Genomic DNA, 26,780 nt, shown 5'->3' with positions numbered 1-26,780 from the left:
TGCGGCAGGGCGTCTTTTCCGCCTTGACGGAAGGATCACCCGTCCGGGTTGGACTTGCTGTCCAACGGCGGTCCCGGGATGCGGGCGAAGGGCACCGGGGACCGCTTCGGAGCCCTGTGACGACGTACGGCGGGCCCCGGAGGGCCCGCCGTACCGAGGCTCACGCCTCCTCGTTGTCCACCCAGCTCATGAGCTTGCGCAGCTCCTTGCCGGTGGTCTCCAGCAGGTGGTTCTCGTCCTGCTTCTTGTACTCGTTGTACTTCTTCAGACCGCCGTGGTACTCGTCCATCCAGTTCTTGGCGAAGGTGCCGTCCTGGATCTCGCCGAGGACCTTCTTCATCTCGGCCTTGGTCTGGTCCGTGATGATGCGCGGGCCGGTCACGTAGTCGCCCCACTCGGCGGTCTCGGAGACGGACCAGCGCATCTTCTCCAGGCCGCCCTCGTACATGAGGTCCACGATCAGCTTCAGCTCGTGGAGGCACTCGAAGTACGCGATCTCCGGCTGGTAGCCCGCCTCGACGAGGGTCTCGAAGCCCGCCTTGACCAGCGCGGCGGTGCCGCCGCAGAGCACGGCCTGCTCACCGAACAGGTCGGTCTCGGTCTCCTCGGTGAAGGTGGTCTTGATGACGCCGGCGCGGGTGCCGCCGATGCCCTTGGCGTACGAGAGCGCCAGCGCGAAGGCGTTGCCGGTCGCGTCCTGCTCGACACCGGCGATGCACGGAACGCCGCGGCCCTCCTCGTACTGGCGGCGCACCAGGTGGCCGGGGCCCTTGGGGGCGACGAGAGCGACGTCCACGCCCGCCGGGGGCTTGATGAAGCCGTAGCGGATGTTGAGGCCGTGGCCGAAGAAGAGCGCGTCGCCGTCCTTCAGGTTGTCCTTGACGGACTCCTCGTACACCTGGGCCTGGATCGGGTCCGGGACCAGGATCATGATGACGTCGGCCTCGGCGGCGGCCTCCGACGGCGTCACCACGCGCAGGCCCTGCTCCTCGGCCTTGGCCTTGGACTTGGACCCCTCGTGCAGACCGACGCGGACGTCCACACCGGAGTCACGGAGCGACAGCGCGTGGGCGTGGCCCTGGCTGCCGTAGCCGATGACCGCGACCTTGCGGCCCTGGATGATGGACAGGTCGGCGTCGTCGTCGTAGAACAGCTCGGCCACTGGGTTTCTCCTTGGGTGTTCCGGTGTTGCGTCCCACCGTACGGCGGGGAGCGGTGAGGGGGTCTGTGGGTCTCGCCATCCGGGCGGCCCGGCCGGATGCCGGCCGGGCCGCCCGGCTCAGGCGCTGCGCTCGAGCGCGCGCAGGCTGCGGTCCGTGATGGACCGGGCGCCGCGCCCTATGGCGATCGTGCCGGACTGGACGAGTTCCTTGATGCCGAACTGCTCCAGCATCTTGAGCATGGCCTCGAGCTTGTCACTCGAACCGGTGGCCTCGATCGTGACGGCCTCGGGCGAGACGTCCACGGTCTTGGCGCGGAACAGCTGGACGATCTCCACGATCTGGGAGCGGGTCTCGTTGTCCGCGCGGACCTTCACCAGGACGAGTTCGCGCTGGATCGCGGCGCTGGGCTCCAGCTCGACGATCTTGAGCACGTTGACCAGCTTGTTCAACTGCTTGGTCACCTGCTCCAGGGGCAGGTCCTCGACATTGACCACGATGGTGATCCGGGAGATGTCGGGGTGCTCGGTGACGCCGACGGCGAGCGAGTCGATGTTGAAGCCGCGGCGGGAGAAGAGGGCCGCGATCCTGGCGAGGATGCCGGGGGTGTTCTCCACCAGGACGGAGAGCGTGTGCTTGGACATGGTCGTCGTGTCTCTCTTCTTCGCTCAGTCGTCTTCGTTGTCGCCGAAGTCGGGGCGGACGCCTCGCGCGGCCATGACCTCGTCGTTGGAGGTGCCGGCGGCGACCATCGGCCACACCATGGCGTCCTCGTGGACGATGAAGTCGATCACCACGGGGCGGTCGTTGACGGCGTTGGCCTCGGCGATGACCTTGTCCAGCTCGGCCGGGTCCTCGCAGCGGAGGGCGACGCAGCCCATGGCCTCGGAGAGCTTCACGAAGTCCGGGATGCGGGTGCCCTTGCGGGGGGTCCGGCTGGCGCCGACCTGCGAGCCGATCGTGTGGTGGCCGGTCTCGTCGGAGTGCAGGACGGTGCTGGAGTAGCGCTCGTTGTAGAACAGGGTCTGCCACTGGCGGACCATGCCCAGCGCGCCGTTGTTGATGATCGCGACCTTGATCGGGATGCCGTTCAGCGCGCAGGTGACCAGCTCCTGGTTGGTCATCTGGAAACAGCCGTCGCCGTCGATCGCCCAGACGGCGCGGTCCGGCATCCCCGCCTTGGCGCCCATCGCGGCCGGGACGGCGTAGCCCATCGTCCCGGCGCCGCCGGAGTTCAGCCAGGTGGCCGGCTTCTCGTAGTCGATGAAGTGCGCGGCCCACATCTGGTGCTGGCCGACGCCGGCGGCGAAGATCGTGTTCTCCGGCGCGAGCTGGCCGATCCGCTGGATGACCTGCTGCGGCGAGAGACTGCCGTCCTCCGGCAGGTCGTAGCCGAGCGGGTAGGTCTCGCGCCAGCGGTTGAGGTCCTGCCACCAGGCGGTGTAGTCGCCGGTGTTGCCCTCGCTGTGCTCGGCCTGGACCGCCTGGACCAGATCGGCGATGACCTCGCGGGCGTCGCCCACGATCGGGACGTCCGCGGCCCGGTTCTTGCCGATCTCCGCCGGGTCGATGTCGGCGTGGACGATCTTGGCGAACGGGGCGAAGCTGTCCAGCTTTCCGGTGACACGGTCGTCGAAGCGGGCACCGAGGGCGACGATCAGGTCGGCCTTCTGCAGCGCGGTGACGGCGGTGACCGCACCGTGCATGCCCGGCATTCCCACGTGCAGCGGGTGGCTGTCGGGGAACGCGCCCAGCGCCATCAGGGTGGTGGTGACGGGGGCGCCCGTGAGCTCCGCGAGGACCTTCAGCTCGGCGGTGGCGCGGGCCTTGAGGACTCCTCCGCCGACGTACAGGACGGGGCGCTTCGCCTGGGTGATCAGCTTGGCGGCCTCACGGATCTGCTTCGCGTGCGGCTTGGTGACCGGCCGGTAGCCGGGCAGATCGGTCTGGGGCGGCCAGCTGAAGGTGGTCCGCGCCTGGAGGGCGTCCTTGGCGATGTCGACCAGGACCGGGCCGGGGCGGCCGGTGGAGGCGATGTGGAAGGCCTCGGCGATCGTCCGCGGGATGTCCTCGGCCTTGGTGACCAGGAAGTTGTGCTTGGTGATCGGCATCGTGATGCCGACGATGTCCGCCTCCTGGAAGGCGTCCGTGCCGATGGCCTTGCTGGCCACCTGGCCGGTGATCGCGACGAGCGGCACGGAGTCCATGTGCGCGTCGGCGATCGGCGTGACCAGGTTGGTGGCCCCCGGGCCCGATGTGGCCATGCACACGCCGACCTTCCCGGTGGCCTGCGCGTAACCCGTGGCCGCGTGCCCCGCGCCCTGCTCGTGCCGGACCAGGATGTGGCGCACCCGGGACGAGTCCATCAGCGGGTCGTACGCCGGGAGGATGGCACCGCCGGGAATGCCGAACACCGTGTCGGCCCCGACTTCCTCGAGAGAGCGGATGAGGGACTGCGCGCCCGTGACGTGCTCAACGGTGGCGGAGGGCTGTCCGCCGGTGCGGGCCCGCGGCTGCGGATGGTGGGCCCCGGTGGCCTGCTCGGTCATCGGCATTCTCTTCTCGAAGCTGAGGGTTTTTGCGGTTCTCGAAGCTGAGGGTTTTGCGGGGGTTTGGTAGTACCAGTGCAACAAAAAACCCCTCGTGCCGGGAGGCAAGCGAGGGGAGCGCGCCGGTGCGTTCTGCAGAGCCCGTGCGGGGCCGTGCTTCAGCCGACGCGCTTTCCAAGTACGAGAATTCGGGTGCGCATGGCACTGACCCTCTCCCCGGCGCACCATGACTGTCAAGTGGGTGGGACAGGCGTCTCATTATTTGAGCGCATCGGGGGACGGCCGACGATCTCGGACGTGCCCGGGGAGCGCCGGGCCGGCAGCGACCGGCCGGAGAGGACCGGCAGGGCGGACCCACCGGGCACCGGGAACTCGCCGCGCGCCAGCACCCGGCGCAGCCGGTACTCGTCGAGCGGCCCCGAGAACGCCATTCCCTGGCCGTGGGAGCACCCCATGGCGCGCAGGGCCAGAACCTGCTCGGGAACGTCCACACCGTCCGCCACGGACTGCATGCCGAGGTCCCGGGCGATCCGCAGCAGCCCAGCGGTGATCTTGTGCAGCCGGGCCGACTCCACCACGCCCTCGACCAGACCGCGGTCGAGTTTGAGAACGTCGATCGGCAGCCGGCGCAGGGCGATGATCGCCGCGTATCCGCTGCCGAAGCCGTCCAGGGCGATCCGTACACCGAGTCTGCGCAGCGCCACCAGCCGGTGCTCCAGCTCGTCGAAGGAGATCCGCGGGTCGCTGTCCGCCAGCTCGATCACCAGGGAGCCGGAGGGCAGCCCGTGGCGGGTGAGCAGGCTCTCGATGGAGCCGAGCGGCGTGGACCGGTCCAGCAGCCGCCGGGCGGGGATCCGTACCGACACGGGGATGCGGTGACCCAGCCGGACGCGCTCCGCCGCCTGCTCGACGGCCTCCTCCAGCAGCCGGTGGCCGAATCCGGCGGTCGGGTCGCCGTCCTCGGCGACCCGGCGCAGCTCGTCCGGGGTGAAGAGGATGCCCTGGGACGATCTCCAGCGCGCCTGTGCGGCCACAGCCGCGATCCGGCCGTCGACGAGGCCGACCACGGGCTGGTGGAGCAGGGTGAACTCGCCGTCCTGGAGCGCGGGGCGCGCCCGGGCCGACCGGTCCGTGAGCAGGGCGGTGTCGGTCTGCATCCGGGGTTCGTAGAGCTCGACCCGGTCCTTGCCGCCGGCCTTGGCCCGGTACATGGCCAGGTCGGCGTTGCGCAGCAGGTCGCCGGCGCTGATACCGGGCTCGGCGAAGGCGACGCCGATGGACGCCGCGACCCTCAGCTCCTGACCCTCCACCCGGTACGGCTGGGAGAGCATGAGCCGCAACCGGTCGGCGATCTCCCGCACCTGGTGCTCCCGGGCGGCGTGGTCGCGCGAGCCGTCGCCGAGGATGAGCGCGGCGAACTCGTCGCCGCCGAGCCGGGCCGCGGTGTCACCCGCCCGCACGGAGTCCTGGAGCCTGCGTGCGGCCTGGATCAGCAGTTCGTCGCCCGCCTGGTGGCCGTGGCGGTCGTTCACGCCCTTGAAGCCGTCGAGGTCGATGAAGAGCACGGCCGTGCCGGCGTCCCCCGCCCGCCGGCCGCCGAGCGCCTGCCGCACCCGCTCCGTGAACAGGGCCCGGTTGGGGAGGTCGGTGAGCGGGTCGTGCTCGGCGTTGTGCTGCAACTGGGCCTGCAGACGCACCCGTTCGGTGACGTCCCTGCTGTTGAAGATCAGCCCGCCCTGGTGTCGCTTGACCGTGGACTCGACGTTCAGCCACTGGCCGGTGCCCGACCTGAAGCGGCACTCGATCCGGGTCGTGGGCTCCTCGGCGGGCGGCGCCGCCAGGAATCTCCGCACCTCGTGGACCACGCGGCCGAGATCCTCGGGATGGATCAGCGACGACAGCTCCGAGCCGATGAGCTCGTCCGCGTCACGGCCGTAGACCCCGGCTGCCGCCGGGCTGACGTAGCGGAGTATGCCCGTCGGGGCGGCGATCATGATCACGTCGCTCGAGCCCTGGACGAGGGAGCGGAAGTGGTTCTCCTTCTGGGCGAGTTCGTGCGTGAGGGCGATGTTGTCCAGCAGCATGATGCCCTGCCGCACGACCAGGGCGAGGACGACCGCGCATCCGGTGAAGACCACGACGCGGTCGACACGGCGGCCCTCGATGACGTTGTAGAGGATGCCGAGCGTGCACACGGCGGCCGCCAGATAGGGCGTGAGGGCGGCGAGCGAGCCCGTGATGGGCCGGCCCGTCGGCCGGGGACCGCGGACCGGGGCGACGGGCGGCTCCGGCCGGCGCACCCCCCAGGGCGCGTAGGCGAGCAGGAGCGAGGCGGCGAACCAGCCCGCGTCGAGCAACTGTCCGGAGCGGTAGCTCTCGCGCAGCAGCGGTGAGGTGAACAGGGCGTCGCACAGCACGGTCAGGGCGAGCGCGGCGATGGCGGTGTTGATGCCGGACCTGTTGCCGTGCGACCGCCGGAAGTGCAGGGCCAGCACCATGCTGACGAGAACGATGTCGAGCAGCGGATAGGCGAGCGACAGCGCCGCCTCGGACACGCTCTCGCCCTCGAAGTGCGCGGTGTGCGCGAGAGCGAGGCTCCAGGAGAGGGTGAGCAGCGAGCCGCCGATGAGCCAGGCGTCCAGCCCCAGGCACACCCAGCCGGCCCGGGTGACGGGCCGCTTGGCGAGGACGAGCAGCCCGACGATGGCGGGCGGGGCGAAGCAGAGGAAGAACAGATCGGCCGGGGACGGGCTCGGGACCGGACGGCCGAGGACGACCTCGTACCAGCCCCAGACCGCGTTCCCGGAGGCGGCCATCGCCGAGGAGACGGCGAAGAGCATCCAGGCGGGCCGGAACCGGCTGCCGCGCGCACGCGCGTAGAGGAAGCAGGAGACCGCGGCGAGCCCGGCGGCGAAGCTCAGTCCGAAGTCGCCCATGATCAGTGCCAGTTGCTCGGAGCCCCAGCCGAACGCCGCGCCGATGGCGTAACCACCGCTCGCGAGGACCAGCAGGACCTGGGGCAGCAGCCCCGTCCCGCCGTCCTCCCGGACCTGGCGGCGGGCGAGGAGCGCCGCGGGGGCGATCACCGTGCCGCCCCTGACAGCGTTTTCGTCCGGCTCCGCCTGCGGGGCCGGCCGTGCGGGCCGCTCCGGAAGCGCCTGCGTGGCGCGTCCGGAGGGCCGGGAGGGGCCGGGACGGACGGCCCCCGCATCGGGGCGTGCGAGGGTGGTCGGCGGCGCTCCCGCCGCGTCGGATGGTTCGTCCACTGGCCGTGCATCGCCCGTCGACCCCCCTCGAAGTCTGGTCGCTCCGCAGCGCCGTTCTCGGACCCGACGCAGCCCCCAAGTCGGGACGATACACCAGAGTCGTCACTCAGGGACATAGGTCATCTACGCTCAGTGACGGCAAGACTGTTTGTCGACACAGCGCGCATCCGACCGACTCCGCAGGGTGTCCGGCGCGTACCAGTGTGGCGTCTACCCGGTCGTGAGGACCACGTTTCGCAGGGGCTCGCCCGCGGCGTACCGGGTCAGCTGTGCGGCCAGCAGCCGCTTGGCGCGGGGCATGAACGCCGATGTGGAGCCGCCGACATGGGGGCTGACGAGGACGCCGGGGGCGTGCCAGAGCGGGTGCCCGGCGGGCAGCGGTTCTGGGTCGGTGACGTCGAGCGCCGCGGTGATCCGGCCGGTCTCGACCTCCTTGAGCAGCGCTTCGGTGTCGACGACCGGCCCGCGCGCAACGTTCACCAGAAGGGCGCCGTCCTTCATCCGGGAGAGGAATCCGGCGTTGGCGAGATGGCGCGTGGCGGGCGTGAGCGGGGTGGAGAGGATCACCACGTCGGCCTCCGGAAGCAACGCCGGGAGATCGGTGAGTGCGTGCACTTCGCCGCGCTCGGTGGTACGGGCGGAGCGCGCGACGCGCGCCACCCGCGCGCATTCGAAGGGCACGAGCCGGTCCTCGATGGCCGCGCCGATCGAGCCGTAGCCGACGATGAGCACCGACTTGTCGGCGAGCGCCGGGTAGAACCCCGCGTGCCACTCCTCCCGTCGCTGGCCCTCCACGAAGCGGGGGATGCCGCGCAGGGACGCGAGGACCAGGGCGAGGGTGAGTTCGGCCGTGCTCGCCTCGTGGACTCCCCGGGCGTTGCACAGGCGGACGCCGGAGGGCAGCGATCCGAGGCCCGGCTCGACGTGGTCGATGCCCGCCGAGAGGGTCTGCACGACCCGTACGTGCGTCATCGCGGCGAGCGGCCGGACGGCGACGTCCGTGCCCTTCATGTACGGGACGGCGTAGAAGACGCAGTCCGCCGGGTCCGCGGGGAAGTCCCGCCCGCCGTCCCAGAAGCGGTAGTCCAGCCCCGACTCCGAGGGAGCGGGAAGCCCTTCGATCTCGTCGGCCGGAATCGGCAGCCACACGTCAGCAGTCATGGTCAGGAGGCTAACCGCCGGGAGGCTGGACGCGGCGCTGCGGGAGGCGGAGGTTAGTTTGGTGGGCGGCACGAGGAGGGGTACGGGCAGGTGGACCGCAGGACAATCGGTGCGGCGGCGCTCGGCGTGGGCGCGATCGGCCTCGGATGCATGCCGATGAGCTGGGGCTACACCGGCTCGCAGCAGCGCGGTGACCGGTCGCTGCGGACCGTGCACGCGGCTCTGGACGCCGGGGTGACGCTGCTCGACACGGCCGACATGTACGGCCCGTTCACCAACGAGCTGCTGCTCGGCAGGGTGCTGAAGGAGCGGCGGGCCGACGCCTTCGTCTCGACGAAGGTCGGACTGCTCGTCGGGGACCAGCACATCGTCGCGAACGGCCGGCCCGGATATGTGCGCCGCGCCTGTGACGCGTCGCTGCGCCGGCTGGGGACCGACGTCATCGACCTGTACCAGTTGCACCGGGCGGACCCGGAGGTCCCCGTCGAGGAGACCTGGGGCGCCATGGCGGAACTGGTGTCGGCCGGGAAGGTCCGGGCGCTCGGCCTGTGCGCGGTGGGGGCGCGCGCCGCGCGCAGACCCGGGGCGGGGCGCCATGACGGAACGATCCGGCAGCTGGAGCGGATGCAGCAGGTCTTCCCGGTAAGCGCGGTCCAGGCGGAGCTGTCCGTCTGGTCGCCGGAGGCGCTCGACGCGCTGCTGCCCTGGTGCGAGGCGCGCGGCGTGGGGTTCCTGGCCGCGATGCCGCTGGGCAGCGGCTTCCTCACGGGCACGCTGACGCCCGGCGAGGGCTTCGAGCCCGATGACCTCCGGGCCCGGCACCCGAGGTTCACGGCGGAGATGATGGCCGCGAACCAGCCGTTGGTGGCGGGGCTGCGGAGGGTCGCCGAACGGCACGGCCCCGGCACGACCCCCGCCCAGGTGGCGCTGGCCTGGGCGCTGGGGCGGGGTCGGCATGTCGTCCCGGTGCCGGGCGCCAAGCGGGAGCACTGGGCCGTGGAGAACGCCGCGGCCGCGCGGCTGGAGCTGACGGCGCGCGACGCCGCCGAGATCGCGGCGCTGCCGCCGGCCAGGGGATCCTGGGACCAGTAGGTTCGTGAGGACCGGGAACCCGAAGCCGGGCTGCGGTGTAAGAACAGTAGGCGTGCGGCTCCCGTGGTTCGCGCGCCGCCCCGATCACCGGCGAAGGGAAGCAGGACAGTGCAACGTTCAGTGGTGACGGCCGTGCTGGCGGCATCGGCGCTGATGCTCTCCGCCGGGTGCTCGTCCGACGGCGGAGCGGGAGCGTCGGCCGGTCGCGACAGCGCTCCCTCCCGCCCGGCTGAGTCGACGGCCACGGCCGGCGGCGACGCCGCCGCGACGGCACCCCCGGCGAAGGGGTCGGTGAAGGTGGCGGCCACGCTGACCCGGGATCTGAAGTCCCCCTGGGGCCTCGCCGCCCTCCCCGACGGCGATCTGCTGGTGTCGTCGCGCGACGAGGGCACGATCACGCGCGTCGACGCCGAGTCCGGGAAGAAGACGGTGATCGGCTCCGTGCCGGGCGTGGCACCGGCCGGCGAGGGCGGGCTCATGGGTCTCGCGGTCTCCCCCGCCTTCGCCTCTGACAGTCTGGTGTACGCGTACTTCACCACCGCGTCGGACAACCGCATCGCGCGCATGCTGTACGACGAGCGCAAGCCCGCCGGTCAGCAGCTCGGCGCTCCCGACACGATCCTGAGGGGCATCCCCAAGGGCCGGATCCACAACGGCGGACGGATCGCCTTCGGCCCGGACAAGATGCTGTACGCGGGCACGGGCGAGACCGGTGAGACGGGTCTGGCGCAGGACAAGGAGTCCCTGGGCGGCAAGATCCTCCGGATGACCCCGGACGGCCGGCCCGTGCACGGCAATCCGTCGGCCGACTCCGTGGTCTATTCGTACGGCCACCGCAATGTGCAGGGCCTCGCCTGGGACTCCCGCAAGCGGCTGTGGGCCTCGGAGTTCGGGCAGAACACGTGGGACGAGCTGAACCTCGTCGAGCCCGGGAAGAACTACGGCTGGCCCGAGGCCGAGGGCAAGGCCGGCAAGGCCGGCTTCGTGGACCCGGTGGCGCAGTGGCGCACGGAGGAGGCGTCACCGAGCGGGATCGCGTACGCCGCCGGATCCATCTGGATGGCGGGACTCCGGGGCGAACGCCTGTGGCGGATCCCGCTGGACGGGACCGAACCGTCCGCGGCCCCGCAGGCGTTCCTCGAGGAGGAGTACGGCCGGCTGCGGACGGTGCTGCCGGTCGCCGGGGCCGCGGGCGGTCGGGACGTCTGGCTGGTCACGAGTGAGACGGACAACAGGGGCACGCCCGGGGCGGGGGACGACAGAATCCTGCGGCTGACGGTCCGGTGACCCGCGGCCGCCACCGGCGGCCGACGACCCCGCCGAGGGTCGTGTTCCGGGCGCGAGCCGGGCAGGAGGCGGGAGGACACTCGACGCGAGCCGGCAGGAAGCTCGGCGCGAGCGCACAGCGGACGCCGAGGCCCGAGTTCACGGGCGGGGGCCGGGAGGACACTCGACGCGAGCGCACAGCGGCCGCCAGGGCGATTCCCGGGCGGGCACAGCCGCCTCGGCGCGTCAGGCGGACGCCGGGAAGAGGCGCAGGCGATGTGCGAGCGCCGCTGCCTCGCCCCGGCCGGTGACACCGAGCTTGGCGAGGATGTTGGAGACGTGGACGCTGGCGGTCTTGGGCGAGATGAAGAGCTCCTCGGCGATCTGACGGTTCGTACGCCCCGCCGCGACGAGGCGCAGTACGTCCTGTTCCCGTGGGGTCAGCCCGAGGTCCTCCGCGGGGGCCGGGGCCGGTGCGGCAGCAGGCTCGGGCTCGCTCAGCCGCAGGCGGGCACGCTGGGCGAGGAGTTCGATGTCCTCGGCCAGGCGGCGCGCCCCGAGCGCACGGGCCGTGGTGTGGGCGCCGCGGAGCAACTCGGCTGCCTCGTCGCGGTGTCCGCCCTCGGCCAGCAGCGCGTCGGCCGTGCGGTGCCGCACGCGGGCCAGCTCGTAAGGGCGGTCCAGGGCCGCGAAGGCGGCGGTGACCTCCCGCCATCGGTCGGCGCTCTCCCGGCCCTCGGCCCTGAGGAGTTCGGCGTCGGCGTGGAGGGCGTGGGCCCGCCACAGGGCCACCGGTGTGACGAGCCGTCTGGCGGTGGTGCCGATCAGCAGGAGGGCTTCGGCCCGCCCTTCCTCGGCTGCGGGGAGTCCCCGTGCCTCCGCCTCGGCGGTGGCGGCGTGGACCACCAGCGGCCAGGCGTAGCGGTGGGTTCCGGTCGGGAAGCCGTCGCGCGCGGCCCGTGCGAACTCCTCGCGGACATCGGCTAGTCGGCCCTCCGCGGCGGCGATCGCCAGGGACACCTCGGCGAGCAGGAGGGAGTTCTGGGGCATCGGATCGTGGGGTCCGTAGTGCTCCACGGCGTCGGCCAGGCGCCGTGCGGCGGCGTCCGGCCGGCCGCGGCGTACGGCGATCCGGGCGAGCAGACCGCTCGCCGCCCCGCGCGGCTTGGAGCTGTGCGCGGTCGCCAGGAGCCTGCGGGCGGCCTGCTCCGTCTCCTCCCACAGGCCGAGCGAGAACTGGGCCGCGGCGAGGTTGCCGAGGACCCAGTCGGCGTTGTCCACGAGACCGTGCTGGTGGCAGAACTCCAGCCCCTCCGCGCCGACGGCCACCGCTTCGCGGGAGCGGCCGATGGACTGGAGCACGGAGGCGAGGTTGGTGTAGGCCCGGCCGGCCTCGGCGACCTGGCCCAGGGCCCGGGCCCGTTCCCGCACGGCGTACATCTCGGCGAGTCCGTCGTCGATGTCGCCGGCGTCGACCATGAGACCGCCGAGGGTGAGCCGGGCGTCGAGTTCGATCTCCTCGGCCCCGACGACCCGGGCGTACTCGACGGCCCGCTCCGCGGCGGCGAGACTGTCCGGACCGGGGGCGTGCAGCATGCCCCAGCCGGCGGCGGTGGCCAGGACCTGGGCGTGGACGGCCGACGGCGGCAGCCCGCGCACCAGTTCCTGCGCCGTGGCGATCTCCTGCCAGCCGTCGCCGCGGCCGAGGTTCTGCACCAGCCTGGAGCGTTCCGTCCAGAACCAGGCGGCTCGCTGGAAGTCCGTGCCGCCCGGGCCGCACGAGGCGCCGGGCTCCCCCGCCTTCAGCAGCCGCAGCGCCGTCTTCACGATCGTGAGCGCACGTTCGCGTTCGCCGCAGAGCCGGGCGGCGACGGAAGCCTCGGCCAGCAGGTCGAGGAACCGCAGGGAGGTGGTCGCGGGGTCGCAGCCGCAGGGCGGATATGCACCGGCGTAGTCCATCGGCCTCAGCCCGGAGCGGGCGGTGGCGGGGGCCTCCTCCCAGAGCTCCATGGCCCTTTCCAGAAGCCTCAGTTGCTCGGCGTAGGCGTGGCGTTTGCGGGCGGCCGCCGATGCGTCCAGTACGGCGGGGAGGGCCTTGGCGGCGTCATGGGCGGAGTACCAGTAGCTGGCGAGCCGGGCCGCGCGCTGGTCGGCGGGGACGAGACCGGGGGTGGCTTCGAGGGCTTCGGCGTAGCGGCGGTTGAGCCGCGACCGCTCACCGGGGAGGAGGTCGTCGCTCACGGCCTCGCGCACCAGCGAGTGACGGAAGCGGTAGCCGTCGCCCTCGGGCGTGGCGAGCAGCAGGTTGGCCCCGACGGCGGCGCGCAGTGCCGTGTCGAGTTCGTCGTCGCCGAGTCCCGCGACGGCCGCGAGCAGCGAGTGCTCCACGGCGGAGCCGCCCTCGGCGATGATCCGGACGACGCGCTGGGTGTGCTCCGGGAGCCCTTCCACACGGACGAGCAGCAGATCGCGCAGCGAGTCGGTCAGTCCGGTCGCACAGCCTTCGTGCGCGGCGACGGCCAGTTCCTCGACGAAGAAGGCGTTGCCGTCGGAGCGTTCGAAGATGTCGTCGACGAGCGAGGCGGCCGGTTCGGCCGCGAGGATCCCGGCCATCTGGCGGGCGACCTCGTCACGGCTGAAGCGGGGCACTTCGACGCGCTGGACGGTCCTCAGCCGGTCGAGCTCGGCCAGCAGCGGGCGCAGCGGATGGCGGCGGTGGATGTCGTCGGAACGGTAGGTGGCGAGGACCACCAGCCGGCCGCGGCGCAGGGTGCGCAGCAGATAGGCGAGCAGGTGCCGGGTGGAGGCGTCGGCCCAGTGCAGGTCCTCCAGGACGAGGACGACGGTCCACTCGGCGGCCACCCGCTCGAGCAGCCGGGCGGTGAGCTCGAAGAGACGGGCCGTGCTCTCCTCGTCGGGCCGGCCCTGCCGCCGGGCGGGGGCCTCCCCCAGTTCCGGGAGCAGCCGGGCCAGTTCCTCCTCCTGCCCGGCGGCCGCTGCGGCGAGTTCGTCCGGCAGCTGCCGCCGCAGGGCGCGCAGGGCGGTCGAGAAGGGCGCGAACGGCAGCCCCTCGGCACCGATCTCGACGCAGCCGCCGAGGGCGACGACGGCGCCGGCCCGGCATGCCTCCCCGTGGAACTCCTCGACGAGGCGGGTCTTGCCCACTCCTGCCTCGCCCGCGATGAGCAACGCCTGCGGCTCTCCCGCGGTGGCACGGGAGAGCGCATGGCCGAGTGCGGTCAATTCGCCGGTGCGGCCGACGAAGACGGGGCTGAGGGACCTGGTCTCCACGCCGCCGAGCATCGCACAGGTGTCCGGCCCGGCGGCGTGGTGGATCGGGATGACCGTCATGGCCCGTCCCGTCAGGCGGCGCGTGTGAAGCGGATGCGGCCGCCGCCGCTCCGCCCTTCTGGACTGTTCACCCGCCCCTCGGGGGCGTGCCGGAGTGCGGCTCGGCGCGCCGCCCGCCGTGCGGCACGGGCGGCACGGGCCAGCCGCTCGCCCTCGGCCCGGCGCAGCATCTCGGCCTGCCGGATGGTGTGGAGCTGGTACTCGAACACGTTGGTCTCCCTTGGTGACGAGTGCGAGGGCCGTTCGCTCTCGCTGTCGTTGATGCCTCGACTCTCGTCCCCCAGGAGGTGGGGCCGCATCGGGAGAGTGCCGCATCTTCGTGCGGCGGGGGCCTTAGACCGCGGCGGTCGACCGCCGCAACCGGCCTGAGTACCCCGGGAGTTCCCCTGAGGTCCCCCGGACCGCCCTGAGTACGGGGTGGGCTGTGCCCCCGAGGGCCGCACGGGCCGTGTCCCGGGGGCATAGCCTGGCCGGATGATCTCGACGGAGAACCCGTGGGCACCGGGAGCGCCGGACGGGCAGGACCGGACCGCGACCGGCGCCTGGGTGGCGGGGAACCTCGCCGAGGGCGAGCGCGTCACCGGCATCGCACGGCTGAGTGGAGGCTGGACCGCCGAGATGAGGCGTCTGGCCGTGACGGGGCCGGCCGGCGAACGCACGCTGGTGCTCCGCTCGTTCGTCAAACCCTTCTTCGTACGGCATGCGCCGGGCCTGCTCACGCGCGAGGCGGACGTCCTCCGTCTGCTCGCGTCCTCCGATGTCCCGGTGGCGTCCTTCGTCGCCGTCGACGCCACGGCCGAGCACTGCTCCCACCCCTCCCTGCTGATGTCGCTGCTGCCGGGCGGGGTGCGGCTGGACGACGAGGGGGCCGGACGTCGTGCGCACCTGCTCGCGGACCAGCTCCTGCGCATCCACCGGGTGCCGGTGACCGGGGCGACGAGACCCCGCGCGTATCAGGCGTGGACCTCGGCGGACCGGGTCACCCCGCCCTCGGCCACGCGCCGGCCGGGGCTCTGGGAGCGCGCGGTGGACGTCGTACGCCAGGAGCCGCCCGCGTACCGGGGCTGCTTCCTGCACCGCGACTTCCACCCGGGCAATGTGCTCTTCACCGGTGCCGGGGACGAGTTGCGGATCAGCGGGGTGGTCGACTGGGTCGAGACCTCCTGGGGACCGGCCGATCTGGACGTGGCGCACTGCGCCAGTGCCCTGGCCCTCCTGCACGGCGCCGCGGCCGGCATGCGGTTCGCCGATCTGTACACGGCCGCCGGGGGGACGCTCGCCGACGACCCGGCGGAGCAGCTGTACTGGCGGCTGCTGGACGCGCTGGCGTTCGCGCCCGACGCGGGGAAGGTGGCCGGCCCGTGGCGTGAGCTGGGCCGTACCGATCTGACGCCGGGTGTGCTCACCGGCAGACTGGAGGACTACGTCCAGGGCCTGTTCGACCGGTACGGCTGAGCCCGGCGCTCCCGCGCTCCGGCACCTCCTCGCACGTCCGGCGGCCGGGGAGCGGGCCGCCACGACAGGCGCTCGGCGGTCCGGTCGGACACGCGCGTGGACGGGCATCCCGAACCGGCAGCCCCGGACGGGCGGCGCCCCCGGTGCCGGCCCCGTGGCGCTCCCCCTCCCGGCGCCCCGGGCCCTCAGTGACGCCCGGCCGCGCGGCGCGCTCTCCACTCGGGTGCCAGGACGGACCAGACCTCCATGTCATGGCGAACGCCCTGCCACGGGAAGCTCTCGCGCAGCACACCGTCCCGGCTCATCCCGAGCCGCTTCGCGACGCCGATGGAGCGGTGGTTGGCGGAGGAGGCGAGCCATTCGACGCGATGCATCCCGCGCTCCTCGACGGCCCAGTCGACGAGCACCTCGACGGCACGGCTGATCAGTCCGCGCCCGGCCGCGGACGGCTCGAGCCAGACGCCGACCTCGCAGGACTCGGTCGAGGTGTCGAAAATCCGGAACAGCACCCCGCCGACGAGCGTGCCGTCCAGCCGGACGGCCCAGAGACGGCCGGTGTCGGCGGCCTGCTTGTCGGCGTAGCTCCGGAGCACGGCCCGGGCCGACTCGACGTCCTTCACGTTCACCGTCAGCGGCACCCAGGGCCCGGCGTACTCCCGGGCGCGCTCGATGTGCTCCAGGAACTCCTCGGCCTGCCAGGGCTCGATGGGCCGCAGTTCGGCGCCGTCCCCCAGGGGTATCGCGAACATCCCGCTCCTTGCGTCTCGTGGCGCGCCACGCACGACGGGGCGCCTCGTGATCCTCGTACCGGGCTACCGCGCAAGTGTGCTGTCCTCGCTCACGCGTATCCCGGCGATCTTCGCATGCGCGGGCGAAAGGCTCTCGGGAGTTTCGATGCTGATCCGCGGAAGCCTGCGGTCCAGCCAGCGCGGCAGCCACCAGTTGGCACTGCCCAGCATGTGCATGAGCGCCGGCACCAGCAGGGTGCGCAGGACGAACGCGTCCAGGGCGACCGCGGCGGCGAGTCCGATGCCGAACATCGCGATGACCCGGTCGCCGCTGAGGACGAACGCGAGGAAGACGGAGATCATGATGACGGCCGCCGAGTTGATCACCCGGCTGGTCTCGGCGAGGCCGACCCGTACGGCACGCCGGTTGTCCCGGGTCTCCAGCCACTCCTCGTACATCCGGCTGACGAGGAACACCTGGTAGTCCATCGAGAGCCCGAACAGTACCGAGACCATGATCACGGGCAGGAAGGGCTCGATCGGACCGGCGCTGCCGAGTCCCAGCAGCTCGGAGCCCCACCCCCACTGGAAGATCGCGACGACGACGCCGAACGCGGAGGCGACCGCGGCCACGTTCATCAGCGCCGCCTTGAGCGGGATGCCGACCGAACGGAACGCGAGCAGCAACAGCACGCAGCCCAGCGCGATGACCACACCGACGAACATCGGCAGCTTCCCGACGATCACGTCGGCGAAGTCGTCGTAGCTCGCGGTCACTCCGCCGACGTGGACCTCGAGGGAGGTCCCGCTCTCGGCGGCGGGCAGCACGTCGGCGCGCAGCCGGTCGACGAGTTCGCTGGTCCGCTGCGACTGGGGCGAAGAGTCGGGAACGACGGTGACCACGGCGGTGTCGGCCCGGCTGTTGAACGTCACGGGGCTGACGGAGGCGACGCCCTCGGTGTTCCGCAGGGCGGCCGGCAACTGCTGCATCGCCAGCCGGTCGTCGGCCCCGTCGAGGGCGGCGACGAGCGTGAGCGGTCCGTTGGTGCCCGGCCCGAAGCCCTCAGCGACCAGGTCGTACGCCTTGCGGGTGGTGCTGGTGGCGGGGGCGTTGCCCTGGTCGGACGTGCCCAGGTGGAGCGAGAACGTGGGCAGCGCGAGGACCGCCATCACGACGGTGGCGACCAGCCCCAGCAGCTTGGGGCGACGCTCGACGAAGGCGGACCAGCGGGCGGCGAACCCTGTCGGGAGCTCGGGCCGGGGACCGCGCCGCGCGAGCCGTCTGCGCTCCGGGCGCCCCAGTGCGCGCATCCCGATGAAGGACAGCAGCGCGGGCAGCAGGGTCACGGAGGCGGCGACGGTCAGGAGGACGGTCAGACAGGCGGCGATCGCCACTCCGTTGAGGAAGGAGAGCTGCAGGATCAGCATCCCGAGCAGCGCGATGCAGACCGTGAGACCGGCGAAGACGACGGCGCGCCCCGTGGTCGCCACGGCGTTCTCGGCGGCCTCGGAGACGGACAGCCCGCGCCGAAGGCCCTTGCGGTGCCGGGTGACGATGAACAGCGCGTAGTCGATGCCGACACCGAGCCCGATCAGCAGGCCGAGCACGGGCGCGAAGTCCGCGACGTCCATGACGTGGCCGAGGAGCACGACCCCCGCGTACGCGGCGCCGACGCTGACGAGCGCGGTGGCGATGGGCAGCAGGCTGGCGGCCAGCGAACCGAAGGCGAGGAAGAGGACCACGGCGGCCACGGCGACGCCGACGATCTCCGCGAGGTGCGAGGTGGGCGTCCCGGCGAGCGCGGTGGCGCTGCCGCCGAGTTCGACCTGGAGTCCGTCGCGTGCGGCCGCCTTGGCCGTGTCGACGACGGCCCGCGCCTGGGTCTCGGGGACGTCCGCCGCCTTCGCCTCGAAGACGACGGTCGCATAGGCGGTGCGGCCGTCCTCGCTGATCTGCGCGGCGCCGCCGGGCGCGGTGGCCGCGATGCCCTCCACGCCGGCGGCCGTGCCGGCGTCGCCGGACTTCCTCGCGGAGCCGGACGCGGCGGGGCGCTTTCCGGCCGGGTCCGTGTCGGCCGCGGGCGCGGTGCCGGCGGTCCTGTCGCCCCGGGTCTTCGTACCCGAGTCGCTGTCCGAGCCCGCGTCGGAGGACCCCGCGGGGCTCTTCGTCCCGGAGCCCTTCGTCTTCGTGCCGGTGCCGTCCGAGCCGGTCCCGGCCCGGCCTTCCTTCTCCCGGCTGTCCCCGTCCGACCGCTTCCCGGGATCCTTCTCCCGGTCCGCCCCGTCCGCCCCGCCCGGCTTGCTGCCGGCGGACGCGCCAGGGGTCTTCCCGGACGGGGGCCGCCCGGAGGTGCCGTACGGGCCGGTGACCGAGGCGACGCCCTCCAGCCGTTCGACCTTCTTGAGCATCGCGGTGATCCGCTGCTCGACGGCGGCCGTCCGGACGCTGCCCTGTGAGCTGTGCCAGACGATGGTGTCGCCGCCGTCGAACCTGCCGTGGAAGCCGTCCTGGAGGAGTTCGGTGGCCCGCCCGGACTCGGTGCCGGGCACGTCGTAGTCGTTCGAGTACGCCGTGCCCGCGAAGACGGCTGCGGCCGAGACTCCGCAGAGGGCGGACAGCCAGAGCAGGACGGCGACGAGTCGGTGCCTGATGCACCACCGGGCGATGGCGGACACGGGCTGGCTCCCTGGTGGTTCGTGGATCTTCACTGGGAACTGCCCGTAAAGAACTCATGACCTGCAGGGCAACACTCTCTCAGGAGAAAGTGATCGTTAGGGCCCCTTCGCCCGGTTCGTGGTCATACTCACAGGGACGAGGGAATTCGGGGGTGGCCGGTCCCGAACTCCCTCCCCTCCGCCGGCATCCTGCGTCCAGCTCCACGGTCGTCCGGTATGTCCGCGATGTCATCCGGAGACGCTCGGCCGCCCGTTCTCGATGTGCCCCATGAGACGCCTGCGGAAGCCGCTCCGGTCGTCCGTGGTCACCTCGACGTCGTACCAGCCGTGGGCGTCGGCCGCCGAGTGGACGAGGCTCCGGCTGCGGCCCGGCCTCACCGTGACCTCGCGGGTCCAGTCCCGCAGGTCCTCCTCGTCGACGTACCCGAGCGGGCGGAGGGTGAAGGTGACGGGCCGGTCGCCGCCGTTGCGGAACGTCAGATGAAGATCGCGGTCGTGGTGGTCGATCCGCGAGGTGACCTCGGTGCCCGGGCTCGCGGCCGGTCCCTCGAACTCCCGGCGGAAGCCGTTCGGCCCCGTGATCGTGAAGCGGTAGGAGTCCCCGGCGAGGGGCACGGCCCACTGCCCCGTGCCCTTCACGTCCTGGTGCTGCGGGACGGGGAACTCACCTGCGTACGGGTAGAGCGCGAAGTGCGCGCTCGCACGCCCCGTGTTGCGCAGCACGACGGTCACCTCGCCGGCGCCGGCCGTCGCCCAGGCGTCCGGCTGGTACGGCAGCGGACGCGCCGGCCGCGTGCCCGGTTCCTGCACGGGCATCCGCTGCACCGTCGGCGGCTGCGGCCGCCAGCGGCCCGTGAACGGCGGGATCGCCCCCGGCCGCTCCACCTCGGGCAGCGGCCGGCCGCGACGGAAGTCGAAGGCCGAGGTGAGGTCGCCGGCGACGGCGCGCCGCCACGGGGTGATGTTGGGCTCCTCGATGCCCGTCCACTCCTCCAGGAAGCGGATCACGGAGGTGTGGTCGAGGGTCTCGGAGCAGACCCACCCTCCGACGGTCCACGGGGAGACGACGAGCAGCGGGACCCGGATGCCGAGGCCGGTGGGCCTGCCCTGCCAGCGCTCGTCTGTGTCGTCGGCGGGTGGGACGGGCGGCGGCACATGGTCGAAGAAGCCGTCGTTCTCGTCGTAGTTGATCAGGACGACGGTGTGCCGCCAGACGTCGGGGTGGGAGCCCAGGGCGTCCAGCACCTTGTAGACGAGGGTCGCGGACGCGATCGGCGAGGACGAGCCCGGGTGCTCCGAGTCGACCGCGCTCGGCACCAGGTACGAGACCTCGGGGAGCGTGCCGGCGGCCACGTCGGCGCGGAACCGCTCGGCGAGGCTGCCGGTCTCGCCGCGCCGCAGCCCGCGCTCGAAGAGCGACCTCTCCTGCGCGGTCAGCCCCGCGACGCCCTCCTCCAGCGCGGCGAGCAGCCGCTCACGCTCGGCCGGGTCCGCGGTGTCGCGGACCTTCGCGTAGAACGCCTCCATGTACGCGAAGCCGCCGGCCCGGGCGAGCGCCTTCCGCGCGATCCTCTTGAAGGTGGTGAAGAACTCGATGTTGTTGTCGGTGAAGTTCTCCCACTCCTGGTACGTCCTCCAGCTGCGGCCCGCCTTCTCCAGCCGCTCCGCGTACGTCGGCCACGGGTAGCCGGGGTGGGTGTCCTCGGCGTACGCGGCGTTCGTCACGGCCCTGCTGCCGTCGGGCTCGTAGCCGGTCCAGCCGCTCCACAGATGGTTGCGGTTGGGGCTCGTCGACGTGTGGACCGAGGAGTGGTAGGCGTCGCAGACGGTGAACGTGTCGGCGAGCTCGTAGTGCAGCGGTATGTCGCGGCGGTCGTAGTACGCCATGGTCGCGGCGGTCTTCGCGGAGACCCAGCCGTCCATCCAGCCGTCGCGCCAGGCCTTGGCCCCGCCGTTCCAGGAGTGGTCCAGGTCGCCGATGTACTGGAGGTCCTTCGCCTGGGTCTCGGCGGCGCCGCGCACCGGGAAGGGCAGCACGGTGCCGAGCGGCCCGGGCTGCTCGAAGACCGGGGTACCGGAGGGGAGTTCGACGGCGTTGCGGTCCCCGAAGCCGCGCACCCCGCGCAGGGTGCCGAAGTAGTGGTCGAAGGACCGGTTCTCCTGCATCAGGATCACGACGTGCCGGATCGCGCGCAGTCCGCCGGCGGGCGGCTCGGCGGCGAGTGCCGCCTGCAGGGAGGGCGGCAGCAGGGACCCGGCCGCGGCGGCGCCGAGGGCGCCTCCGCCGAGTGCGAACAGCCGTCGCCGTGAGATGTCGGTGGCCAAGTGATCCTCCTGAGTCCCTCGTTACCGCCCGGAAGGTAGTGAGGCCGGGTGGCGGAGGAAAGGCCCGTGGACGACCGCGGGATGAACGTCCAACCGGGCGTCGGAAGAGTCCAGTCGAGTTCCCGCCAGTGGCCGACCGGCCGTCAGGGCCGATTCGGTGGCGTTGTCGGTGCGGGCTGTCACCATGGGCTCATGACCAGTCGGGGGGAATCGCAGACCGCCATCGCCACCACACCCACCGCGTCCACCGCCGCGGCCGCTGCCGCCCGGCTCGCCGAGCGCCTGCACGAGGAGCCCCGGGACCACCTGGGCGGTCCGCCCGTCGCCGTGGTGTGCCATCCGCCGGAGGCGACCCGGCTGGAGCGGCGCGAGGCGTTCCGGGAGGTCTACGGACCGATCGTGGCCGCGATCGGGGAGCCGACGCTGTACGGCGGATCGGCCTGGGGGCCCAGTGTCCGCTGGCGCGACGAGGACCGGCTGGTGCTGCTGTCGGGCGACCGGTTCCGCGTCACGCTGTCGGTGCACCGGCCGGAGGAGCTGGAGCGGGGCGAGCACCGCTGCTTCACCTGGGGCGGTGCCTGGTCGGCCGACGAACCGCACGACTTCGACCTCCTGCCGTACAGCTGGCAGTTGTACCGCGGCGGGCCGGGCGAATGGCCCGGGGAGCGGCCGGACCACCGGCTCGCGGGCGACTGGCAGCAGCTGGAGAGTGCCCTGGAGCTGCTGCTCGCCGCCTGGGCGGAGCAGCTTCCCGTGCAGGTGCCGGGTGACTGGGCCGGTTTCACGGTCGTGGCCGACCGGGATCCGGGCCGCGATCTCGTCGTCTCGTACAGCCCGGGCGAAGGGCTGGGGGTGGCGGTCGACGACCGGGACACGGAGCAGGGCCCCGAGCGGGACCGGCTGATGCGCGCCTGCGGCTGGCAGGGCCATGACCGGGGCTGGTGGCACTCGGCCTTCCCGGAGGCCGCCGAGAGCTCCCCGGCCGCGGCGGCGCGGCTGGCCGTGACGGAACTCCGCACACGCGGCGCGGCCGGCCCGCAGGAGCTGTCCGCGCGGGAGGCCGGGGTCGACGACCGCGGCGAGCTGTGGCTGCCGGGCCTGGGGATCCGGACGTACTGAGGTCCGGCGCAGGGGCGGCACACAGGCCCGGCGCACGCACCCCACCCCTGCCGCGTCCTGCGCGTGCCCCCGGCCCGACCGGCCGGGAACACGGTTCGCCCAGGGTGGTCCGCGGCCGTCGCCCGCACAGGGGCGGCACGCCGGGGCAGCGCACGGCCGGGCCGCGCTGTCCTCGTCCACCCTGACGGGCCGGGCGAGCCGGGCCGGGAACACAGGGGCGGCCGAACCCCGCCGGACCGGGCGGAAACGCGCCGACGCACGACGGGACCGGGCGGCAACGGACGAGGGCGGCCGGACCGGGCGGAAACGCGCCGACGCACGACGGGACCGGGCGGCAACGGACGAGGGCGGCCGGACCGGGCGGAAACGCGTGAGGGGCGGGACACCGGCCCGGTGTCCCGCCCCTCGTGCGCCTACGGCCGCGGATCAGCCCTCGGTCACGCCGAGCTTCTCCAGGATCAGCTCCTTGACGCGGGCCGCGTCGGCCTGGCCGCGGGTGGCCTTCATGACCGCGCCGACCAGCGCGCCGACCGCGGCGACCTTGCCGCCCCGGATCTTGTCGGCGATGGCGGCGTTGCCGGCGATGGCCTCGTCGACGGCCGTCCCGAGCGCGCCCTCGTCGGAGACGACCTTCAGACCGCGCTTCTCGACGACCGCGTCCGGGTCGCCCTCGCCGGCCAGCACGCCCTCGATGACCTGACGGGCCAGCTTGTCGTTCAGCGAGCCGTCCGCCACCAGGGCGGTCACCCGGGCGACCTGCTCCGGCGTGATCGGCAGCTCCTCGAGGGAACGGCCGGACTCGTTGGCGTTGCGGGCCAGCTCACCCATCCACCACTTGCGGGCGGACACCGGGTCGGCACCGGCCTCGATCGTGGCCACGATCGGGTCGATGGCGCCGGCGTTCAGGATCGACTGCATGTCGTGCTCGGAGACGCCCCACTCCTCGCGGAGGCGGTTGCGACGCACCCGCGGCAGCTCGGGCAGCTCGGCACGCAGTTCCTCGACCCACTCACGGGACGGGGCGACCGGGACGAGGTCGGGCTCCGGGAAGTACCGGTAGTCCTCGGCCTCCTCCTTGACCCGGCCGGACGTCGTCGTGCCGTCGTCCTCGTGGAAGTGGCGGGTCTCCTGGACGATCGTGCCGCCCTCGCCCAGCACCGCGGCGTGGCGCTGGATCTCGAAGCGGACCGCGCGCTCCACGCTGCGCAGCGAGTTGACGTTCTTGGTCTCGCTCCGCGTGCCGAACTTCTCCGCACCCCTCGGCATCAGCGAGAGGTTCACGTCACAGCGCATCTGGCCCATCTCCATCCGGGCCTCGGACACACCGAGGGCCCGGATGAGCTCGCGCAGTTCGGCGACGTACGCCTTGGCGACCTCGGGGGCTCGCTCACCGGCGCCCACGATGGGCTTGGTGACGATCTCGATGAGCGGGATGCCGGCCCGGTTGTAGTCGAGCAGGGAGTGGGACGCGCCGTGGATACGGCCGGTGGCGCCGCCGACGTGCGTCGACTTGCCCGTGTCCTCCTCCATGTGGGCGCGCTCGATCTCCACACGGAAGACCTCGCCGTCCTCCAGCTGGACGTCCAGATAGCCGTTGAAGGCGATCGGCTCGTCGTACTGCGAGGTCTGGAAGTTCTTCGGCATGTCCGGATAGAAGTAGTTCTTCCGGGCGAAGCGGCACCATTCGGCGATCTCGCAGTGCAGCGCGAGACCGATCTTGATGGCGGACTCGACGCCGACCGCGTTGACCACCGGCAGCGAGCCGGGGAGGCCCAGGCAGGTGGGGCAGGTCTGCGAGTTGGGCTCGGCGCCCAGCTCGGTCGAGCAGCCGCAGAACATCTTGGTCCTGGTGCCGAGTTCGACATGGACCTCCAGGCCCATGACGGGGTCGTACGACGCGAGTGCGTCCTCGTACGACACCAGGTCAGTCGTGACGGTCACGGTGAAACTTTCCCTCTCAGCCCAGCAGGACGTCGTCGTCGCCCAGGCGCTTCAGCTCCCGGTAGAGGATCGCGAGTCCGGTGACGATGGCGGCGGCGGACACGGCGGCGTCGATCAGCCGGAGCGTGTCGTGCTCCAGGCGGGCCTTCTTGGCCTGCTTCGCGACGCCGATGGCTCCGAACGCGGTGGCGGCCATGGACACGTACGTACCGGTCCGGGACTTCGTGAAGCCCTTGGCCTTCTGCAAGCTACTCACAGTGACGGTGCCTCCTCCAGCAGCGGGTGACCCCAGCGTGCCACGAAGGCCGCCTCGACGGCCGCACCCACCTTGTAGAGCCGTTCGTCCTTCAGGGCGGGGGCGATGATCTGCAGACCGACCGGGAGGTTGTCCTCCGGAGCCAGGCCGCAGGGCAGCGACATCGCGGCGTTGCCGGCCAGGTTGGTGGGGATGGTGCAGAGGTCCGCGAGGTACATCGCCATCGGGTCGTCGGCACGCTCGCCGATCGGGAAGGCGGTGGTCGGCGTCGTCGGGGAGACGATCACGTCGACCTGCTCGAAGGCCTTCTCGAAGTCCTGCTTGATGAGCGTGCGCACCTTCTGGGCGCTGCCGTAGTACGCGTCGTAGTAGCCGGACGACAGGGCGTACGTGCCCAGCATGATCCGGCGCTTGACCTCGTCGCCGAAGCCCTCCTCGCGGGTCAGCGAGGTGACGTCCTCGGCGGAGCGCGTGCCGTCGTCGCCGACACGCAGGCCGTAGCGCAGACCGTCGAACCGGGCGAGGTTCGAGGAGCACTCGGACGGCGCGATCAGGTAGTACGCGGAGAGCGCCAGGTCGAAGGAGGGGCAGTCGAGCTCGACGATCTCGGCGCCCAGCTCCTTCAGCAGCTGCACGGACTCGTCGAACCGCTGCACCACCCCGGCCTGGTAGCCCTCGCCGCGGAACTGCTTGACGACACCGACGCGCATGCCCTCGACCGAGCCGTTGCGTGCGGCCTCGACGACCGGCGGGACCGGGGCGTCGATGGAGGTCGAGTCGAGCGGGTCGTGCCCGGCGATGACCTCGTGCAGCAGCGCCGCGTCCAGGACCGTACGGGCACAGGGGCCGCCCTGGTCGAGGGACGAGGAGAAGGCGACCATGCCGTAGCGGGAGACGGCGCCGTAGGTGGGCTTCACACCGACCGTGCCGGTGACGGCGGCGGGCTGGCGGATGGAGCCGCCGGTGTCCGTGCCGATGGCGAGCGGGGCCTCGTACGAGGCGAGGGCCGCGGACGAACCGCCGCCGGAGCCGCCCGGGATGCGGGTCAGGTCCCACGGGTTGCCGGTCGGGCCGTACGCGCTGTTCTCGGTGGAGGACCCCATGGCGAACTCGTCCATGTTGGTCTTGCCGAGGATGACGACGTCGGCCTCCTTCAGCCTGCGCGTCAGGGTGGCGTCGTACGGCGGGATCCAGCCTTCGAGGATCTTGGAGCCGACCGTGGTCGGGATGCCCTCGGTGGTGAAGATGTCCTTCAGCGCCAGCGGCACACCGGCCAGCGGGCCGAGCTTCTCGCCGCGCTCGCGCTTCTCGTCGACGGCGCGGGCCTGCGCGAGGGCGCCGTCACGGTCGATGTGCAGGAACGCGTGGACCTTCTCGTCCACGGCCTCGATCCTGGCGAGGTGCGCCTCGGCGACCTCGACGGCGGTGAGCTCGCCGGAGGCGATCTTCGCGGCGATCTCCGCCGCGGTGAGCTTGATGATGGGGCTGTCCGTCATCGCAGGTCAGTCCTCCCCCAGGATCTGCGGCACCTTGAAACGCTGCTGCTCCTGTGCCGGGGCGCAGGAGAGCGCCTGCTCGGGGGTGAGCGAGGGACGGACCTCGTCCGCGCGCATGACATTCGTCAGCGGCAGCGGGTGGGAGGTCGGCGGTACGTCACGGTCGGCGACTTCGGCGACGCGGGCGACCGCGCCGATGATGTCGTCGAGCTGTCCGGCGAAGTGGTCGAGCTCTTCGGCCTTCAGCTCCAGACGTGCCAGCCGGGCGAGGTGGGCGACCTCCTCGCGCGTGATGCCAGGCATGCAGCGATCCTCAAGGTGAGTGTGATGGTTTTGGCCCAATCCTATGGGCCCGGCGCGGGTGCCCGCGAAACCCTTTGTCCGGAGGACGGAGCCCACGCCCGCGACGGCGTCCGGCTCCGACCCCGCCGCGGTCCGCCACGGGACGCCTCCGGGCGGCGCACGGACCCGTCCGGCACCCGCTCCGTCAGCCGCTGGCCGTCCGGGGCGGACCCGTCGGGCACCGAGCCGAAGGAGCCGCCGTTGCCCCTCCGGCACAGATCGCTCCGGCACGGACCGCACGGGACTGACCTGCGGGACGGACCCGCGGCTCGGACCTCGTCCGACACGGAGCCGTGCACCACGGACCCGTCCGCCGCTGACCGCCCGGACGCCGACCGCGCGGAGCGCATCCGCCGGCACGGACCCCTCCGGCGCGCATCGCACGAGACGGACCGCACGGGACGGACCGTGCGGGGCGGACCCCCCGCTCGGACTCGTCCGACAGGGAGCCGTCCGCCACGGACCCGTCCGAACACAGCCCGTCCGACACGGGTGGATCCGGCCGTCCGACACGGACCTGTCGGGCACGACCGAGCCGGACGAGCCGCCGCCAGGGCGTGTGGCGAAAGGAGCTCCGTCCGCCCGCAGGGTGGGGCC

General features: G+C 72.4%; 18 protein-coding genes. 4 read left to right on the top strand and 14 right to left on the bottom strand.

Annotated elements, in window-relative coordinates; genetic code table 11:
• Nucleotides 1-160 precede the first annotated feature (160 nt).
• From ilvC to QRN89_RS24630, 5 genes are all read right to left on the bottom strand, one after another.
• Nucleotides 161-1,162, bottom strand: coding sequence for a ketol-acid reductoisomerase (gene ilvC, locus QRN89_RS24650; protein WP_138052993.1), 1,002 nt, complete (start codon nucleotides 1,160-1,162; stop codon nucleotides 161-163).
• A gap of 117 nt (nucleotides 1,163-1,279) precedes the next feature.
• The gene (gene ilvN / locus QRN89_RS24645) at nucleotides 1,280-1,804 is read right to left on the bottom strand and encodes an acetolactate synthase small subunit (RefSeq protein ID WP_093653483.1); all 525 of its coding nucleotides are present in this window, start codon (nucleotides 1,802-1,804) and stop codon (nucleotides 1,280-1,282) included.
• Nucleotides 1,805-1,828: 24 nt separating this feature from the next.
• Complete coding sequence (locus QRN89_RS24640; RefSeq protein WP_290351561.1) at nucleotides 1,829-3,715, bottom strand: acetolactate synthase large subunit; 1,887 nt, start codon at nucleotides 3,713-3,715, stop codon at nucleotides 1,829-1,831.
• Between the two features lie 227 nt (nucleotides 3,716-3,942).
• Complete coding sequence (locus QRN89_RS24635; RefSeq protein ID WP_290351560.1) at nucleotides 3,943-6,795, bottom strand: putative bifunctional diguanylate cyclase/phosphodiesterase; 2,853 nt, start codon at nucleotides 6,793-6,795, stop codon at nucleotides 3,943-3,945.
• 390 nt (nucleotides 6,796-7,185) lie between these two features.
• Nucleotides 7,186-8,136: a 2-hydroxyacid dehydrogenase gene (locus QRN89_RS24630; RefSeq protein WP_290351559.1), complete on the bottom strand. Its 951-nt coding sequence runs from the start codon at nucleotides 8,134-8,136 to the stop codon at nucleotides 7,186-7,188.
• A gap of 90 nt (nucleotides 8,137-8,226) precedes the next feature.
• Between QRN89_RS24630 and QRN89_RS24625 the strand changes: the two genes are divergently transcribed.
• On the top strand, nucleotides 8,227-9,228 hold the full coding sequence (locus QRN89_RS24625; protein WP_290351558.1) for an aldo/keto reductase: 1,002 nt from the start codon (nucleotides 8,227-8,229) through the stop codon (nucleotides 9,226-9,228).
• Nucleotides 9,229-9,351: 123 nt separating this feature from the next.
• Nucleotides 9,352-10,515, top strand: a complete 1,164-nt coding sequence (locus tag QRN89_RS24620) for a PQQ-dependent sugar dehydrogenase (RefSeq protein ID WP_390702416.1) — start codon at nucleotides 9,352-9,354, stop codon at nucleotides 10,513-10,515.
• Nucleotides 10,516-10,740: 225 nt separating this feature from the next.
• On the opposite strand, the gene QRN89_RS24615 is transcribed toward QRN89_RS24620, so the two are convergent.
• Both QRN89_RS24615 and QRN89_RS24610 read right to left on the bottom strand, forming a co-directional pair.
• The gene (locus tag QRN89_RS24615; protein WP_290351557.1) at nucleotides 10,741-13,845 is read right to left on the bottom strand and encodes a helix-turn-helix transcriptional regulator; all 3,105 of its coding nucleotides are present in this window, start codon (nucleotides 13,843-13,845) and stop codon (nucleotides 10,741-10,743) included.
• A gap of 11 nt (nucleotides 13,846-13,856) precedes the next feature.
• The gene (locus QRN89_RS24610; protein ID WP_356948654.1) at nucleotides 13,857-14,144 is read right to left on the bottom strand and encodes a hypothetical protein; all 288 of its coding nucleotides are present in this window, start codon (nucleotides 14,142-14,144) and stop codon (nucleotides 13,857-13,859) included.
• A gap of 175 nt (nucleotides 14,145-14,319) precedes the next feature.
• On the opposite strand from QRN89_RS24610, the gene QRN89_RS24605 reads away from it, so the two are divergent.
• Nucleotides 14,320-15,300, top strand: coding sequence for a phosphotransferase family protein (locus QRN89_RS24605; protein WP_290351556.1), 981 nt, complete (start codon nucleotides 14,320-14,322; stop codon nucleotides 15,298-15,300).
• Between the two features lie 185 nt (nucleotides 15,301-15,485).
• Here the strand turns inward: QRN89_RS24605 and QRN89_RS24600 are convergent, their stop codons facing one another.
• The 3 genes from QRN89_RS24600 to QRN89_RS24590 all read right to left on the bottom strand — a co-directional run bounded on the left by QRN89_RS24600 (nucleotide 15,486) and on the right by QRN89_RS24590 (nucleotide 21,029).
• Entirely contained in the window at nucleotides 15,486-16,049 is a 564-nt protein-coding gene (locus QRN89_RS24600; protein ID WP_290351555.1) for a GNAT family N-acetyltransferase, read from the bottom strand.
• Between the two features lie 63 nt (nucleotides 16,050-16,112).
• The gene (locus tag QRN89_RS24595) at nucleotides 16,113-18,704 is read right to left on the bottom strand and encodes an MMPL family transporter (RefSeq protein ID WP_290351554.1); all 2,592 of its coding nucleotides are present in this window, start codon (nucleotides 18,702-18,704) and stop codon (nucleotides 16,113-16,115) included.
• A 228-nt stretch (nucleotides 18,705-18,932) separates the two neighbouring features.
• Nucleotides 18,933-21,029 carry a phosphocholine-specific phospholipase C gene (locus QRN89_RS24590; RefSeq protein WP_290351553.1) on the bottom strand — a complete coding sequence of 699 codons (2,097 nt, stop codon included), beginning with the start codon at nucleotides 21,027-21,029 and terminating at the stop codon, nucleotides 18,933-18,935.
• Between the two features lie 192 nt (nucleotides 21,030-21,221).
• Here QRN89_RS24590 and QRN89_RS24585 point away from each other — a divergent pair, with 192 nt between their 5' ends.
• Nucleotides 21,222-22,148, top strand: a complete 927-nt coding sequence (locus QRN89_RS24585) for a hypothetical protein (RefSeq protein WP_290351552.1) — start codon at nucleotides 21,222-21,224, stop codon at nucleotides 22,146-22,148.
• A 426-nt stretch (nucleotides 22,149-22,574) separates the two neighbouring features.
• On the opposite strand, the gene gatB is transcribed toward QRN89_RS24585, so the two are convergent.
• The 4 genes from gatB to gatC are packed head-to-tail and all read right to left on the bottom strand — an operon-like array spanning nucleotide 22,575 to nucleotide 26,144.
• The gene (gene gatB / locus QRN89_RS24580) at nucleotides 22,575-24,089 is read right to left on the bottom strand and encodes an Asp-tRNA(Asn)/Glu-tRNA(Gln) amidotransferase subunit GatB (protein WP_290351551.1); all 1,515 of its coding nucleotides are present in this window, start codon (nucleotides 24,087-24,089) and stop codon (nucleotides 22,575-22,577) included.
• 16 nt (nucleotides 24,090-24,105) lie between these two features.
• Nucleotides 24,106-24,345 (bottom strand): hypothetical protein, encoded by a 240-nt coding sequence (locus QRN89_RS24575; protein ID WP_290351550.1) that lies wholly within the window; start codon nucleotides 24,343-24,345, stop codon nucleotides 24,106-24,108.
• Complete coding sequence (gene gatA / locus QRN89_RS24570) at nucleotides 24,342-25,841, bottom strand: Asp-tRNA(Asn)/Glu-tRNA(Gln) amidotransferase subunit GatA (RefSeq protein WP_290351549.1); 1,500 nt, start codon at nucleotides 25,839-25,841, stop codon at nucleotides 24,342-24,344. The genes QRN89_RS24575 and gatA overlap by 4 nt, the downstream gene beginning before the upstream one ends.
• A 6-nt stretch (nucleotides 25,842-25,847) precedes the next feature.
• The gene (gene gatC, locus QRN89_RS24565; RefSeq protein WP_017946771.1) at nucleotides 25,848-26,144 is read right to left on the bottom strand and encodes an Asp-tRNA(Asn)/Glu-tRNA(Gln) amidotransferase subunit GatC; all 297 of its coding nucleotides are present in this window, start codon (nucleotides 26,142-26,144) and stop codon (nucleotides 25,848-25,850) included.
• Nucleotides 26,145-26,780: the final 636 nt, after the last annotated feature.

The sequence above is a fragment of the Streptomyces sp. HUAS CB01 genome (assembly GCF_030406905.1).
Classification (GTDB): domain Bacteria; phylum Actinomycetota; class Actinomycetes; order Streptomycetales; family Streptomycetaceae; genus Streptomyces; species Streptomyces chengbuensis.
The sequence above is the reverse complement of the archived record's forward strand: the minus strand, read 5'-3'. Positions and strand labels throughout refer to the sequence as shown.

Bases quoted from the DNA above. Each gene is read 5' to 3' on its own strand.
- ilvN (WP_093653483.1), bottom strand. From the start codon at position 1,804: ATGTCCAAGCACACGCTCTCCGTCCTGGTGGAGAACACCCCCGGCATC.
- QRN89_RS24640 (WP_290351561.1), bottom strand. From the start codon at position 3,715: ATGCCGATGACCGAGCAGGCCACCGGGGCCCACCATCCGCAGCCGCGG.
- QRN89_RS24630 (WP_290351559.1), bottom strand. From the start codon at position 8,136: ATGACTGCTGACGTGTGGCTGCCGATTCCGGCCGACGAGATCGAAGGG.
- QRN89_RS24615 (WP_290351557.1), bottom strand. From the start codon at position 13,845: ATGACGGTCATCCCGATCCACCACGCCGCCGGGCCGGACACCTGTGCG.
- QRN89_RS24610 (WP_356948654.1), bottom strand. From the start codon at position 14,144: ATGCGGCCCCACCTCCTGGGGGACGAGAGTCGAGGCATCAACGACAGC.
- QRN89_RS24605 (WP_290351556.1), top strand. From the start codon at position 14,320: ATGATCTCGACGGAGAACCCGTGGGCACCGGGAGCGCCGGACGGGCAG.
- QRN89_RS24600 (WP_290351555.1), bottom strand. From the start codon at position 16,049: ATGTTCGCGATACCCCTGGGGGACGGCGCCGAACTGCGGCCCATCGAG.
- QRN89_RS24585 (WP_290351552.1), top strand. From the start codon at position 21,222: ATGACCAGTCGGGGGGAATCGCAGACCGCCATCGCCACCACACCCACC.
- gatA (WP_290351549.1), bottom strand. From the start codon at position 25,841: ATGACGGACAGCCCCATCATCAAGCTCACCGCGGCGGAGATCGCCGCG.
- gatC (WP_017946771.1), bottom strand. From the start codon at position 26,144: ATGCCTGGCATCACGCGCGAGGAGGTCGCCCACCTCGCCCGGCTGGCA.